The following is a 14,657-nucleotide window of genomic DNA, read 5'->3' as shown; positions in this document are numbered from 1 at the left end:
CGGGCAACCGAATCGGTATCGGTTCATGGTAGGGAATGCCTGCGATATTGCTGTGCGGGGATTCGGCATTTCGCGGAAATCACGGGAGATTCCGAGGCGGTTCAGTTAGGTTCTGGCCGGGATCGAACTGTCCAGCTTAATAATTTGATCAAAAATATTGACTCCCCGACGGACCCCGATATTCTGTGTTCGATCCCGGTGCGCGACAGGCCGCCGGACTTTCTGACACCGACGGACGTGCCCGACCAAGGCGGCACATTTCCCGCAAGACGAGGCGAGGACCAGCCCATGACGACGATTTCCATCAACTCTCCCACCGCTGAATTGCAGGCGCTGGATGCCGCCCACCATATGCACCCGTTTACCGCCAATGCGGATCTGGCCAAGAAGGGCGCCCGCGTCATCACCCGCGCCGAAGGCAACTGGCTGACCGACAGCGAGGGCCACCGCATTCTGGACGCAATGGCCGGTCTGTGGTGCGTCAACATCGGCTATGGCCGCAAGGAACTGGCCGAGGTCGCGGCCCGCCAGATGATGGATCTGCCCTATTACAACACCTTCTTCCAGACGACCCACGTCCCCGCGATCCAGTTGGCCGAGAAGATCGCCCAGCTTGCCCCGGGCGACCTGAACCACGTCTTCTTTGCCGGGTCGGGATCGGAAGCCAATGACACCAACCTGCGCATGGTTCGCCATTATTGGGCAGCCAAGGGCAAGCCGGAAAAGCAGATCGTCATCAGCCGCAAGAACGCCTACCACGGATCGACCATGGCCGGGATGAGCCTTGGCGGCATGGCCGGGATGCACAAGCAGGGCGGTGTCATTCAGGGCATCCACCACATCAACCAGCCCAACTGGTGGTCCGAAGGCGGCGACATGACTCCCGAAGATTTCGGTCTTGCCCGCGCGCAGGAACTGGAACAGGCAATTCTTGAACTGGGCGAAGACCGCGTTGCCGCCTTTATCGGTGAACCAGTGCAGGGCGCCGGCGGCGTGATCATCCCGCCGGAAACCTACTGGCCCGAAATTCAACGCATCTGCGACAAGTATGAAATCCTGCTGATCGTGGACGAGGTGATCTGCGGGTTTGGCCGCACCGGTAACTGGTTCGGCTCCCAAACCTTCAACCTGCGCCCCGACATCATGACCATCGCCAAGGGTCTGTCCTCCGGTTACCTGCCGATAGGTGGCTCCGTGGTGTCGGACGAGGTCGCGGGCGTCATCGGCTCTGCCGGGGATTTCAACCACGGTTACACCTATTCCGGCCACCCCGTCGCCGCCGCCGTGGCACTAGAAAACCTGCGGATCATCGAAGATGAGGGCATCGTCGAACGGGTCCGGGATGACATCGGTCCGTATCTGGCCCAGGCGTGGCACAGCCTTGGCGACCACCCTCTGGTGGGCGAAACCAAGATCGTCGGCATGATGGCCTCGCTCGCGCTGGTGCCGGTCAAGGGCAGCCGCGCGCCCTTTGCCTATGATGCCGGAACCGTCGGCTGGCGCTGCCGCGAACGCTGCTTTGGCAATGACCTGATCATGCGCCATGTGGGCGACCGGATGATCGTGTCGCCGCCGCTGACCCTGACCCATGAAGAGGTCGATATCCTTGCCGCCCGCGCCCGCAAGGCGCTGGACGAAACCTACGAAGGGCTCAAGGCGGACGATATGCTCAAGCCCGCTGCCTGAGACCGGCAATGGATATCCTGACCGCCAACGACCGGACCGGGGAATTTCCCCGGTCCTGGTACGCAGACACCGCAGAACAGCCCGCGCCGCAACCCGTGGCGGTGGGGGACCTGGCCTGCGATGTCTGCGTCGTTGGGGGTGGGTTCACCGGGCTGTCCGCCGCCCTGCATCTGGCCGAACGCGGCTATGACGTGATCCTGCTGGAGGCGCATCGGGTTGGCTGGGGCGCCTCTGGCCGCAATGGCGGGCAGGTGTCGGGCGGCCAAAGGCTGGATCAGGATGAACTGGAGGGCATGGTCGGGCGCGACGTCGCGCGGGGCCTGTGGGACATCGCCCAAGACTCGGTCCGGCTGATCCGCGATCTGGATGCGCGGCATGACGCCCACGCGACCTTTGTCCCCGGCATCATCCACGCCGACCACCGGGAACGCTTTGTCGCCCATTCCCACGCCTATGCGCGAAAACTGCAAGAGGACTACGGCTATTCGGCCATCCGCACCCTCGACAGGGCGGAAACCTGCAAACTGGTGGGAAGCGAGGCCTACCACGGCGGCACGCTGGACATGGGCGCGGGGCATATCCACCCGCTGCGGTTCGCCTTCGGGCTTGCCCGCGCCTGCCTGTCCGCCGGGGTTCGCATCTTTGAGATGTCCCGCGTCACCGGCCTGACCGAGGCCGCACCCGCGATCGTCACCACGGAACAGGCGAAGATCACCGCCGATCACGTGATCCTTGGCTGCAACGGTTATCTGGGTAACCTTCAGGGCCGGGTGGCCTCGCGCGTTATGCCGATCAACAATTTCATCGTGGCGACCGATCCGCTGCCCGATGATTTTGCAGCGACGATCCTGCCGGACCGGCACGCGGTGGCCGACAGCAAATTCGTAATCAACTATTTCCGCCTGTCCGAAGACAACCGGATGCTGTTCGGCGGCACGGAAAGCTATGGCTACCGGTTTCCCAAGGATATCGCCGCCAATGTCCGCCGCCCGATGGAGGAGATCTATCCCCAGTTGAAGGGGATCGGGATCAGCCATGCCTGGGGCGGTACGCTGGGGATCACCATGAACCGGATGCCGCATTTCGAACGGTTGCGGGGCAACATCCTGTCTGCCTCCGGCTATTCCGGGCACGGGGTCGCCATGGCGACGATGGGCGGGAAACTGGCAGCCGATGCCGTTGCCGGACAAGCGGAACGGTTCGACCTTATGGCACAGGTGCCGACAACGCCGTTCCCGGGCGGGGTCCTCATGCGCTGGCCGCTTCTGGTGCTGGCGATGGTCTGGTTCTCGCTTCGGGACAAACTCTGATTCCAAACGCCCCAGGGAGGTGCGCCATGAAAGACCTGCGCAAGTTCTATATCAACGGCGAATGGGTGGATCCGATCACCCCGAACGATTTTCCGGTCCTGAACCCGGCGACCGAGGAGCAGATCGCTGTGATCAGCCTTGGGTCCGCCGCCGATGTGGACCGCGCAGTGGCCGCCGCCAATGCCGCCTTCCCTGCGTTTTCGCAGACGACCAAGGACGACCGGCTGGGCCTTCTCGCCGATATCCGGGCTGCCTATGTCGCCCGCTATGATGAAATCGCCGATGCGGTGATGCAGGAAATGGGCGCCCCGCGGGACCTGTCCTGGGGCGCGCAGGCTGCTGTGGGCAAGGGCCATCTGGATGGGGTTGTCGAGGCATTGAAGGCCCTGCAGTTCGACAGCACCTATCTGAACGGTGACCAGATCCTGCGTGAACCGATCGGGGTCTGCGGGCTGATTACCCCGTGGAACTGGCCGGTCAATCAGGTTGTGCTGAAGGTGCTTCCGGCGTTGGCGGCGGGCTGCACCATGGTGCTGAAGCCCTCCGAGCTGACCCCGTGGGACGCGATGATCTATGCCGAGATCCTGCATGAGGCCGGGGTGCCTGCCGGTGTCTTCAACCTTGTGAACGGCGAAGGACCTGTGGTGGGCGCGGCCATGTCCCGCCACCCGGACGTGCAGATGATGTCCTTCACCGGGTCCACACGAGCAGGCACCGCGATCATCAAGGATGCCGCCGACACGGTAAAGCGGGTGACGCTGGAACTGGGCGGCAAATCCCCGAACCTCGTGTTCGCCGACACCGATGTGGACGAGGCCGTCGCCCGTGGCGTGCGCCATTGCTTCCAGAACACTGGCCAGTCCTGCAACGCGCCGACCCGGATGCTGGTCGAGGCCTCGGTCTATGACCGCGCGGTCGAGGTGGCCCGCGAAACCGCGCTGGCCCAGAAGGTCGGTGATCCGACCCAGCCTGGGGATCACATCGGCCCGCTGATTTCGCAGATGCATTGGGACAAGGTGCAGGGGTTGATCCAGGCCGGGATCGACGAAGGCGCGCGGCTGATCGCGGGCGGCACGGGCAAGCCCGATGGGCTGAACGCGGGCTACTATTGCCGTCCTACCGTTTTTGCCGACGTGACCAACGACATGACCATTGCCCGAGAAGAAGTGTTTGGCCCGGTCCTTGTCATGTTGCGGTTCGAGACCGAGGAAGAGGCAGTGCGCATCGCCAATGACACCCCCTATGGTCTGGCCGCCTATGTCCAGACGGGCGATGCCGCCCGCGCCGACAGACTGGTTCGCGCGTTGCGGGCGGGGGATGTGCATGTCAACGACAGCGACATCAGCTGGGGCAGTCCCTTTGGCGGCTACAAGATGAGCGGGCAGGGCCGCGAAGGCGGTTTGTTCGGGATCGAGGACTTCCTTGAGATCAAGGCGGTGTCACGGGCCTGATCGGAGCGGCCTTCTTGCCCGGTCTTGCTGCCTAGTAATCCCGCTCGAAGAAGATCCCGAGAGAGGTTTCCCCGTCGCTGGATACACCGCCCTTGGCGGTGATGTCGCTGGTCACGTCAAGGTTCAGGTCGATCCGGGTTTCACCGGTCCCGGTCACCGTCACGTCGGTATAGACGTTTTCCGAGATGTATTTTCCGGCCCGCACGGCGGCATTGCCGTCCGCATCGGTCGTCACGTCCAGATCGTCCAGCCCGATACCCGCCCGGAGATTGTCCACGAACCCGGCTCCGCCGCGCCCGGCCAGCGTGCTGATTGCACCGGCCAGTTGCACCGCCTGAAACGGGGAAATCTCGCTCAGGTCACGGCCAAAGATCAACTGGGCCAGAATTTCGTCCTGCGGTAGTTCGGGGGAAGAGGTAAAGCTGACCTCTGGTTCGGTCACCACCCCTTCGATGATGACATTGATCATGGTGCCTGTCGCTGCCCGCGTGCTGGCCAGAAGCCGGACGTAGGGCACGAAATCCCCCTGAATGGCGGCAAAGCCTTCGGTCAGGTCGAACCGCTGTTGCAGGATCGACAGCCGGCCCCGGATCAGGTTGAACTGTCCCTGTGGGATGACAAGCGCAGTGGTTCCCGTCAGCCGCAGACTGCCGCCCAGTTCCGCGTCCAGACCCCGGCCCCTGACAAAGACCCGCGCAGGCGCATCGACAACGATATCCAGCGGGTAGGCCGGCCCGCCACTGCCGCCGGTCGACGGTTCGGTTCCTTGCAGGGTCAGGCCGGCCCGGTCCAGCGTCTGCCGCACCGGGGCAGGGGCGCCGATATGCGCGACCTCGGGCAGGGCGCCCAGCGTGCCGAAATCAGACGAAGGCACCCGCAGATTGGTTTCTCCAAGCGACAGCCGACCGTCAATTCGGGCCCCGCCCGCCAGCGGCCCGTTGATCCCCAGCGCCCCGCTGATCGTCGTGTCGTAAAGCTGCCGATCGCGCTGGACAAAATCTGCGGCCTCGACCGTCAGGGCCGCGTTGAACGGAGCGGTCATTCCCACCGACCCCCGCAATGCCAATTGCCCGCCGCTTTCTGGCGCGGCGGTCATGTCGATCCGGGCCGATCCGTTTGACAGGGTGACAGTGGTAGAAATCTGGTCGATCGACTGACCAAGGGTCGGTGCGGACAGTTGGGCGCTTTCGGTTGTGATCGTGCCAGAGAGGGCGGACAGGTCCGGCCGCCCGGACAGCCGCAGGTCATAGCGGGCGATCCCACCAAGTCGGCGCGGGGCCAGCATCCCGTTCAACAGGCCGAGTGGGGCCGATCCCGTCGCCGACAGGTTCAGCACCGGGTCTTCGGTCGCGGTGCCCCTCAGGGCCATGGTCGTCCCGCCGGGTCCGGATCCATTGGCGTTGATCGACCAGATACCATCGGCCCCCCGTTGGGCGGTGCCTGTCGCGCTGGCCGGGCCGCTGAAGTCCGGGGCCAACAGGCCCACATCGGCCAATCGGGCGTCAAACCGGCCCGTTCCCGCGCCCTCGGCCGAGGTTGACAGGGCGGCCGACAGGTTGGCCGCCGGGGTCACGATCTCGATCTCGGGCAGATCAATCCGCCCGTCTTCGGACCGGGCGATACGCGCCGAAACCCGGCCCGCGCCCCGCAAGAGCGGATCAACCGCAGTGTTCCCGGTCTGCAGGGATTGGCTTTGCGCGGCAACGGCAAGGTCGAAGGTCGAAAGGTCCTCGGCAAGTGTGCCCGTCACGCTGCTGGACACGGCGCCAGAGAGGGTCTGACCCGAGATCTCGGCAAATCGCGACAGGTTGGTCACCGTCGCCGCAAGGTTGGCGCGGATCGGGGCGCCTGTGTCTGTCTCTGGCAGGTCGGCCAGAAGGGCGATCCGGTCGGCGCCCGATTGCACCTCTGCCTCGATCCGGCCAAGCCCGCTGCTGGCGCGTTGGCCCGTGGCGGTCAGAACGGCAGGGCCGGATAGCCGGGGGTCAATATCGGCGATATCGACAAGCGCCATGCGGATATCCGCATTGGCCGCGGCGCTGGTCAGGGACAGATCGCCGGAAATCTCTGCGCGCGGCGTGGCGATGGACAGACCGTCCAGCCGGGTTCCGGTGTGGTCCCGCACGGCCATGACGGACAGTTGCCCTGCCCCGGTCAGTAGCGGGTCCACCTGCGCGATACCAACGCGAAGATCAACGGTTTCGCCCGCGACTTGCGCCCGGACAGCGCCAGAGGTGGGGATCAGCCGCGACACGATTGTCACATCCGCCGCCCCGCCAATGTCCTGCCCAAGAAGGCTGGCGAAACGGCCCATATCGCGGGCGGCAAGGTTGACCGAACTGTCGATTGCGAAATCCTGGTCCGCCCCCGCGATCTCGGCCCGCGCAGAAAGGGCAATGCCGGGGCCATCTAGGATCAGTTGGTCGATGTAGGTTGGTTCGCCTTCGACATGGCGCAGCGACAGAACGCCGGAAAGGCCATCGCCCAAGGCCTGTTGGATGCCCTCATCGGCCAGCGCGACGTCTTGGGCGGCATAGTCCACATCGGCGGTAAACGCCCCCGGCGCATCCGCACGGCCCGGGTCAATCATGCCGCCGCCGGTCACGATAATCTGCGCAATCGACAAATCGGGCCGGACAAGCCCCTTCAGGTCGGCATGAACCCGCCATTGATTGCCACGCGCCGCATCGAACCCCAGCATCAACGTGCCGCCGGCGACAGTGGTCGGGTCGCCCGCAATCGGCAGGCGCAGCGGCGCGCCGTCCGGCTCCGTCAACTGCCCCACCAGTGAAAAGCGTTCGGGCCAGCCATCCGCGCCGATCCGCGCGGTGCCCGACACGCCCAGCGTGCGGGCTGACAGATCCAGCTGGTCCAACTCAGTCGCGCCATCGGCAAAGCGGATCACACGGGTGTTCAGCCGGACCTGCGGGCCAAAGAAATCGCGGTATTCGGGTAAGAACAGCGCCGTGACATCGCCCGATGCGGCAAGGTCGATGGTCTGCGCTCCATCTTCGGCCCCCGTCACCATGTCAAATCGCCCGGTCAGGCGCGGGGTGTCGTCGGTGGCCAACCGCAGGTCAGCCCCGAAATCCTCCAGCGGTCCCCCGCCCACGATTTCCAGCCCCACCGACGGCAGCCCCGGCAGATCCAGAAGCCGCGCCGCGATGCCGCCGGGGCCCTCGTTCAAGATCAGCGACAGGTCAAGCTGCCGGGTGTCGTTGGAATAGGCGGCCGTGATATCGAATTCTCCGACCCGCCCGTCGTCCAGCCGCGCGGCACGGACCGTGGCACTGCCCGCGCCCCCATCCAGGCTGACCGTGCCGGTCAGGCCAACCGCGACCTGCTCCCCCAGCAGCGGCGCGCCCAGTTCGATGCGGGTCGCGGCCAGCGTGCCGATGTCGATGGAGACCGGCAAGTCGGGCAGGGCAAAGGGCGTCGCTTCGGGCGCGGGGCCGTCGGGGACGGTGTTGGGCAGGCGATCAACCGCGATCAGCCCGGCGGACAGTTCGGTGATATCGACCCGCCCGGACAAAAGGGCCGACCGCGACCAATCCAGCGTCAGGTCCTCCATCCGCAGCCAGACCCCGACGTCGTCCGCCACAGTCAGGCTGTCGATGGTTGCCTGCGCGCTGAGCGCCCCTTCGAATCCGTCGATGGTGATGACCCGCCCGGCCCCCGACAGGTTTTCTTCAAGAAAGGTGGTGATGTATCCCTTGTCGTCTTCCGCCGCGTCCTGCGACAGGGCAGGGGTGGCGACAAGGCAAAAGGCAAGGACCGCGCGCCGCATCAGAATGCCTGCCCGATGCCAACATAGAACGAAAGGCTGCCACCGGCATCCGGGCCGGTGACCGGCGTGGCAAGGTCCACCCGGATCGGACCCAGCCCGGTGTTGTATCGGATACCGACGCCCGCGCCGGCGTGCCAGTCGCCGCTTTCGAAAGGGGTGGCCGTGTCGCCAACGAACCCGGCGTCATAGAAGCCGACCAGCCCAATCTTGTTGGTCACATCCACCCGCGCCTCGATCGAGGCGGCGGCAAAAGACAACCCGCCGATTTCATTGCCACCGCCAAGGTCGATGGCCAATGACTGGTAGGGCTGCCCGCGCACGGTGTCGCCGCCGCCGGAATAGAACAGATAGTCCGACGGGCTGTCCGACAGGCCGGTCCCGATGACCGACCCAAGCTGCCCGCGAAACGCCAGTGTCACCCGGTCATCCGTCCCGAAACTGCGGTAGGCTCGCCCGTCCGCATAGATCCGCGCGCCGCTACCGGCGTCGCCAAAGCCAAGAAACGGCGTGATATCCAGCGACAGGTAAAAGCCCGAAGCGGGATCAAGCGGATCGTCGCGCCGGTCTTCGGTGCCGGTCAACGGCAGGGTCAAAAGCTGATAGCTGCGGCTGCCAAGGTCGTCTTCCACGGTGGCCGCAACAAAACCGATGGCCCCGCTGGCGGTGCGTTGTTCACTGACCCGGCGAGCGAACCCTGCCTCAAGCGCGATCTGGTCAAGGAAGAAGTCGGGCTCGTCCAGCCGTTCGATGCTGGCCCCGATCAGCAGGTCGTTGTCGGGGTGGAGCGTGCCGGGACGCCGGAAATCCGCAGACAGCCGATAGTCGGTGCCGCCCGTTTCCCCGCCGAGACCCGAGATATCGGCCTCCACCCGCAGGTTTTCGGCCCCGCCCAGGAGGTTGCGGTGCATCCAGTAGCCGGACAGGCCCAATCCCTCGACCGTGGAATACTCCAGACCAAACCCGAACCGGCGCGGTTTTTCTTCTGCGACCTGCGCCGTAATGGGCAGGGTGAAATCGGCGGTGTAATCTTCGGCCTCGGTCAGGGTGACAGCGCTGAAGGCCCCGGTGCGGCGCAGCCGCTGCGCGGCGAGCGAAACCTCCTCCGGGGAAAACACGGTGCCTTCCGGCAGGCCCGCGATTTCGACAATCCGCTCTGACCGGACCGCGACATTGCCCGATGGGATCAGCGGGCCGAACGTCAGGCGCGGGCCGGGGTCGATCCCGATGGACACATCCAGCCGGTTTTCGGAATGGACCGCCGTGATGTCCTGACTGTCCGGGGTTGCCTTGGCATGGCCCGCGTCACGCCAGCCATCGACGGCGGCAATCGCAGCCGCGCGGGCCATGTTGGACCGGGCCACCGCGCCGGGCTGGAAGCCTTCGGGCAGGGTGGTGCCCGGCGCAAGCGGGCCAATTCCCGCCTGCCCAAAGCTAAATCGCGGTCCCGGCGTCACCCGGATTTCGACCGATCCGATGGTGGCGGGCGCATCCAGCGGGGCAAGCCCGGCCGCCTCTCGCCCATCGATCAGGATCGACACCGTGCCGCCATAGAAACCCTCGGCATAAAGGCCGGTCAGCATCCGTCGATAGTCGGCTTGTGCTGCCGCCACGATATCCTGCGGTGTTCCCGTGCCTTCGGCCGCCAACGCCGCAGTCAGGGATGCCTGCCGCAGGGTGCTCCGCAGCCCCGCATCTTCGGTGGTCAGACGGAACTGCACATCCTGCGCGGGCAGGGGGGCCGCGGTCATCAGACCCGCGGCAAGTGCAAGCATGGGGGCAAATCGTCCCAAATATTCCGCTCCGTCCGGTGCCTTGGGCCGCTTTCGGACCCTTGTGGCCTTGATACCCTATGTAGAGCCGAAGAAAATGGGGAAACCCCCATCGGCAAGGCTTTGCCGACCACAAAATGGTGAGGATCGGCGGCTATCAGGTCAGGCGGCGAAGGGATCGACGGGGTAGGACACCCCGGCAAGATACAGGCCTTCGGGCGGGCAGACCGGGCCGCAGGCCGCGCGGTCCCGCGCTTCAAGCGCCACGGTGACATCGTCAGGCGTCCAAGCCCCCGCGCCGACCCGTTCCAGCGTGCCGACAAAGCTGCGGACCTGATTGTGCAGGAACGACCGGGCGCGCAGGTGGAACTGGAATTCCTGCCCGCCATCGGCCCGAGCAATTTCCTCGACCCGCAATTCATCCAGAGTCTTCACTGGGCTGGCCGCCTGACAGATCGACGACCGGAAGGTGGTGAAGTCATGCAGCCCGATCAGCCGGTCGGCCCCGTCCTGCATCGCCGCCCGGTCTAGTCGGTTCTTGACCTGCCAGACCAGCCCGGCCTCGTGCACCAATGGTGCGCGGCGGGCGACCAGCCGGAACAGATAGCGCCGCTCGACCGCCGAAAACCGCGCGTGCCAGTCATGGGCGACGGGCGCGCAGGCAACGATCGCCACGGGGGCGGGTTTCAGGTGGTAGTTCAACGCTTCGGACAGGCGGAACGGGTCCCAGTCGCGGGCCAGATCGCAATGGGCGACCTGAGCGGTTGCGTGCACCCCGGCATCGGTCCGGCCCGCGGCGGCGATGGTATGCTCCCCCGGTTCCAGCCGCGCCAGCGCGGCCTCGACCGCGCCCTGAACCGATGGCTGGTCAGCCTGACGTTGCCAGCCCGCGAAGGGCGCACCGTGGTATTCGATTTTCAGGGCATAGCGGGGCATGTCCGCGCCATAGGGGGAGGTGGCCGCGAAATCAATCCCTACACAGGGTCGGGGGCGATGCCTATCTTGGGCGGGACACAGGCCGAAAGGGGCGCAACTTGGCACTTGGCACGATTGCAGACGGGATCAGCCGGACGGTGGACGCCGTGGCCGAAACCCTGACAGCCCCCTTTTCCGACCCTGTTATCCGGCTGGGCGTCACCGGTCTGTCGCGGGCGGGCAAGACGGTGTTCATCACCTCTCTGGTCGCGAACCTGATGAACCGGGGCCGGATGCCGCAGCTTGTCGCCGCCGCCAACGGCGCGATCCGCACGGCCTACCTTCAGCCGCAGCCGGACGATACGATCCCGCGCTTTCCTTATGAAGACCACCTTGCCCGGCTGACCGCGCCAGAGCCGCGCTGGCCCGACGGCACCCGCCGGATCAGTGAACTGCGCCTGTCGCTGCGGGTTCAGCCGACCGGGCTTTTGTCCGGCCTGTCAGGGCCACGGACCGTGCATCTGGATATCGTCGACTACCCTGGTGAATGGCTACTGGACCTGTCGCTACTGGACAAGAGCTTTGCCGATTGGTCCGCCGGGGTTCTATCGCGGATCGGCGACCGGCCCAGCGGGGCGGACGTCAGCGCCGCGCTGGCGGCAATTGATCCCGCTGCCAATCTTGATGAACCGGTGGCCCAATCGCTGGCAGATGCCTTCACCGCGCACCTTCATGCCGCGCGGGATGCGGGATATTCGGATTGTTCGCCGGGGCGGTTCCTGTTGCCCGGGGATCTGGAAGGGTCGCCGGTGCTGACCTTTGCGCCCTTGCCGGCCACGCCGGGGGCCGGGCGGCGCAGCCTGTATCGCGAATTTGAACGGCGGTTTGAAAGTTACAAGAAGAACGTGGTCAAACCCTTCTTCCGCGATCACTTCGCCCGGATCGACCGGCAGATCGTGCTGGTTGACGTGCTGGGGGCGGTCCACGCGGGGCCGCGCGCGGTCGAAGACCTGCGCCACGCCATGGCCGAGATTCTCTCGGCCTTCCGGCCGGGGCGGAACGCGTGGCTGACCCGGCTTTTGGGCGGGCGGCGGGTGGAAAAGATCCTGTTCGCGGCGACCAAGGCCGACCATCTGCACCACTCCCAGCACCCGCAATTGACCGCCATCGCCGAAGCCCTTCTGCGCGAAGCGAAGGACCGTGCGGAATTCGCCGGGGCCGACACCGCCGCGATGTCCATCGCCGCCCTGCGCACCACGGTCGAGGATCGGGTGGATCACAACAGCGCCCCCCTGGACGTGGTCCGAGGTCGTCTGCTTGACAGCGGCAAGGTCGCGGCGTTTCACCCCGGTGCACTGCCTGACGACCCGGCCCATCTTTTGTCCCCGGCGCGTGACGGGGCCAAGGCGTGGCTGGACGAGGACTATGCCGTGATGCAATTCGCACCCCAGCCCCTGACCCTGAAACCGGGCGATGGCCCGCCACATATCCGGCTTGATAAGGCGGCGCAGTTCCTGATCGGAGACCGGCTATGACAAAGACGCGCGAGGCCACGAAGGGGCCTGTCCTGATCGAGATGGAGGAGGGCGCGCCCGCGCCGAAGGTGGAAGAAGCTGCGCCGGTGCCGGACCTTGCGGAGGTCCCGCAAGGGGTCGCGATGCAGCAGGTCGCTGCCCTTGCCGGGCGCAGGCCGTCACGGCTGGCCCGGTGGTTCTGGGGCAGCCTTCTGTCGCTTCTGACCTTCGCGGCCTCGCTGGCCGCCTATGACAATGTCATCGGGCTGATCGCGCGGTCGCCGATCCTTGGCGGGATCGCGACGGTGCTTCTGGTCGTGGTGCTGGCGATCCTGGCTCTGGTCGCTCTGCGCGAACTGGCGGCCTTCGGGCGGCTGCGCCGGGTGGACCGCATTCAGAAAGCCGCGGATGCGGCGCTGGCCATCGGACAATTGTCCGCGGCGCGGGCCGTAGTGGCCGATCTGACCCGCCTTTACGACCGGCGGCCCGACACCGACTGGGGCCGTGCCCGGCTGGCAGAGCGGCAGGGGGATGTTCTGGATGCCGACGGGCTTTTGCGGCTGGCGGAAGATACGGTTCTGGACCCGCTTGATGCCCGCGCACGGACCGAGGTTGAGGCCGCCGCCCGTCAGGTCGCCACGGTGACGGCCATCGTGCCCTTGGCGCTGGCCGACCTGTTCGCGGCGCTGACGGCGAACCTGAGGATGATCCGCCGGATCGCGGAAATCTACGGCGGTCGGTCCGGCACCTTGGGCAGCTGGCGTCTGACCCGCGCGGTCTTTGCCCATCTGGTGGCGACGGGCGCCGTGGCTGTGGGCGATGACCTGATCGGATCGGTCGCCGGGGGCGGGGTTCTGTCCAAGGTCTCGCGCCGCTTTGGCGAGGGGGTGATCAACGGTGCCCTGACCGCCCGCGTCGGCGTGGCCGCGATGGAGGTCTGCCGTCCGCTGCCGTTTTCGGCGGGCAAGCGCCCCTCGGTCAGCGGGGTTGTGAAGCGGGCGTTGACGGGGCTGTTCGGGCGGTCGGGCTGACCGGACCAAGGCTGCCAAGTGCGGGCAGCATCGTGCCTCGCACCAGCGCCGACAGGACCGGCGGGATCGGCCAGACCCGCGACAACGGCGCCAGAAGATGATCGCGCAGCACCGGCAGGCTGCGGCTGTCGGATTGGTATTGCGGGGTGAAGGCCGCGCTCATCCCCTGATAGGCAGCCACGTGCCAGCGCCGCCCCCGGCCATAGGCCCGCAGTGCGTCGGGCAGGCAATGGCGGTGCCGCTCCAGCGCCCGCGCAAGGGCCAGAGCATCCAACAGCGCCATATTCGCCCCCTGCCCAAGCTGCGGCGAGGTGCGGTGCGCCGCGTCGCCGATATGGGCGATCCCATCGCCAAAGGGCTGCCGCAGGGTGCCATGAGAGTAGCGGGCCATTGTCATCTGGGCCGGGTCGGTGATTTGGCCAAGGAAGGGCGCGACCTCGGGCCAAAGCCCGATCGCCTCGGCCTTCCAGCTGTCGATCCCGCCGGCCAGCCAATCGGCATGGCCACCCGCGGGCAGCGACCAGAAGACAGCCGCCTTTGGTGCTGTGTCCCCCGGCAGCAAGCCAATCGGCAAGACCCCGATCATCCGGCTGGCGCGGCGGTAGCATTGCCGCAATTCATCGCTTGGCAGGTTGGTCGCGGGCCAGTCCACGACACCCCAGACCGCGCCATAGGGCAGGGGGCGCGACCGCAGCGGGGACAGCGTCGACCCCGCACCGGTTGCATCGACGATCAGGTCGAACGGGCCGTGCCGCCGACCCGAGGTGTCCAGCAAGGTTCTACTTTCTCGCCCGATAATCCGCACCCCGGTCACAAGGGTCAGAGGCCGCGCCATTGCAGCGTCGAACAGGGCCTGAAACAGCGCTGCCCGGTGAATGGCCAACCCGTGCCAGCCCTTGCCCGACCGGTCGTAGGACACATCCAGAACAATGCGCCCGGCCTCGCCTTCATGTCCCAGCATCCGGTGCACGGCGCGGCCCCATACACGCGCCGAGGGTCCAGCTCCGACGATGTCCAGCACTGCCTGACCGACAGGCTGGATCACAAGGCCCGATCCGACCGGCGCGGGGGTGTCGAACTGGTCCAGCAGGGTGACGCGATGGCCAAGGTCGGAAAGCAGCGCGGCAGCGGCCAGTCCGCCAATCCCCGCGCCCGCAATGCCAATGGATAACCTGTTCAATCGCCCACCCCTTT

9 protein-coding genes are annotated in these 14,657 nt (G+C 66.2%); 5 read left to right on the top strand and 4 right to left on the bottom strand.

The window, feature by feature from the left end; translation table 11 throughout:
• Nucleotides 1-288 precede the first annotated feature (288 nt).
• From U3648_RS05645 to U3648_RS05635, 3 genes are read left to right on the top strand one after another with little or no spacing between them, the layout of a single operon-like run.
• A complete protein-coding gene (locus U3648_RS05645; RefSeq protein ID WP_420858267.1) occupies nt 289-1,686 on the top strand; it encodes an aspartate aminotransferase family protein in 1,398 nt (465 codons plus the stop codon).
• Between the two features lie 8 nt (nt 1,687-1,694).
• Entirely contained in the window at nt 1,695-2,996 is a 1,302-nt protein-coding gene (locus U3648_RS05640) for an NAD(P)/FAD-dependent oxidoreductase (RefSeq protein WP_420858266.1), read from the top strand.
• A gap of 26 nt (nt 2,997-3,022) precedes the next feature.
• Complete coding sequence (locus U3648_RS05635; protein ID WP_420858265.1) at nt 3,023-4,447, top strand: aldehyde dehydrogenase family protein; 1,425 nt, start codon at nt 3,023-3,025, stop codon at nt 4,445-4,447.
• Between the two features lie 31 nt (nt 4,448-4,478).
• On the opposite strand, the gene U3648_RS05630 is transcribed toward U3648_RS05635, so the two are convergent.
• From U3648_RS05630 to truA, 3 genes are all read right to left on the bottom strand, one after another.
• Nucleotides 4,479-8,234 carry a translocation/assembly module TamB domain-containing protein gene (locus U3648_RS05630; RefSeq protein WP_420858264.1) on the bottom strand — a complete coding sequence of 1,252 codons (3,756 nt, stop codon included), beginning with the start codon at nt 8,232-8,234 and terminating at the stop codon, nt 4,479-4,481.
• A complete protein-coding gene (locus U3648_RS05625; protein ID WP_420858263.1) occupies nt 8,234-9,982 on the bottom strand; it encodes an autotransporter assembly complex protein TamA in 1,749 nt (582 codons plus the stop codon). The genes U3648_RS05630 and U3648_RS05625 overlap by 1 nt, the downstream gene beginning before the upstream one ends.
• 183 nt (nt 9,983-10,165) lie before the next feature.
• Nucleotides 10,166-10,939 carry a tRNA pseudouridine(38-40) synthase TruA gene (truA, locus tag U3648_RS05620; RefSeq protein WP_420858262.1) on the bottom strand — a complete coding sequence of 258 codons (774 nt, stop codon included), beginning with the start codon at nt 10,937-10,939 and terminating at the stop codon, nt 10,166-10,168.
• A gap of 98 nt (nt 10,940-11,037) precedes the next feature.
• On the opposite strand from truA, the gene U3648_RS05615 reads away from it, so the two are divergent.
• Complete coding sequence (locus U3648_RS05615; protein ID WP_420858261.1) at nt 11,038-12,453, top strand: YcjX family GTP-binding protein; 1,416 nt, start codon at nt 11,038-11,040, stop codon at nt 12,451-12,453.
• The gene (locus tag U3648_RS05610) at nt 12,450-13,463 is read left to right on the top strand and encodes a YcjF family protein (protein ID WP_420858260.1); all 1,014 of its coding nucleotides are present in this window, start codon (nt 12,450-12,452) and stop codon (nt 13,461-13,463) included. Before U3648_RS05615 ends, U3648_RS05610 begins: the two co-directional genes overlap by 4 nt.
• Here U3648_RS05610 and U3648_RS05605 read toward each other — a convergent pair.
• The gene (locus tag U3648_RS05605) at nt 13,411-14,643 is read right to left on the bottom strand and encodes an FAD-dependent oxidoreductase (RefSeq protein WP_420858259.1); all 1,233 of its coding nucleotides are present in this window, start codon (nt 14,641-14,643) and stop codon (nt 13,411-13,413) included. The two genes, U3648_RS05610 and U3648_RS05605, sit on opposite strands and share 53 nt — an antisense overlap.
• Between the last annotated feature and the right edge of the window lie 14 nt (nt 14,644-14,657).

The organism is Marivivens marinus (assembly GCF_035969385.1).
GTDB lineage: Bacteria > Pseudomonadota > Alphaproteobacteria > Rhodobacterales > Rhodobacteraceae > SELP01.
The sequence above is the reverse complement of the archived record's forward strand: the minus strand, read 5'-3'. Positions and strand labels throughout refer to the sequence as shown.

What these genes read in the sequence shown, in the direction of transcription:
- U3648_RS05635 (WP_420858265.1), top strand. Translation starts at nt 3,023, where the DNA reads ATGAAAGACCTGCGCAAGTTCTATATCAACGGCGAATGGGTGGATCCG.
- truA (WP_420858262.1), bottom strand. Translation starts at nt 10,939, where the DNA reads ATGCCCCGCTATGCCCTGAAAATCGAATACCACGGTGCGCCCTTCGCG.
- U3648_RS05645 (WP_420858267.1), top strand. Translation starts at nt 289, where the DNA reads ATGACGACGATTTCCATCAACTCTCCCACCGCTGAATTGCAGGCGCTG.
- U3648_RS05625 (WP_420858263.1), bottom strand. Translation starts at nt 9,982, where the DNA reads ATGACCGCGGCCCCCCTGCCCGCGCAGGATGTGCAGTTCCGTCTGACC.
- U3648_RS05610 (WP_420858260.1), top strand. Translation starts at nt 12,450, where the DNA reads ATGACAAAGACGCGCGAGGCCACGAAGGGGCCTGTCCTGATCGAGATG.
- U3648_RS05640 (WP_420858266.1), top strand. Translation starts at nt 1,695, where the DNA reads ATGGATATCCTGACCGCCAACGACCGGACCGGGGAATTTCCCCGGTCC.
- U3648_RS05630 (WP_420858264.1), bottom strand. Translation starts at nt 8,234, where the DNA reads ATGCGGCGCGCGGTCCTTGCCTTTTGCCTTGTCGCCACCCCTGCCCTG.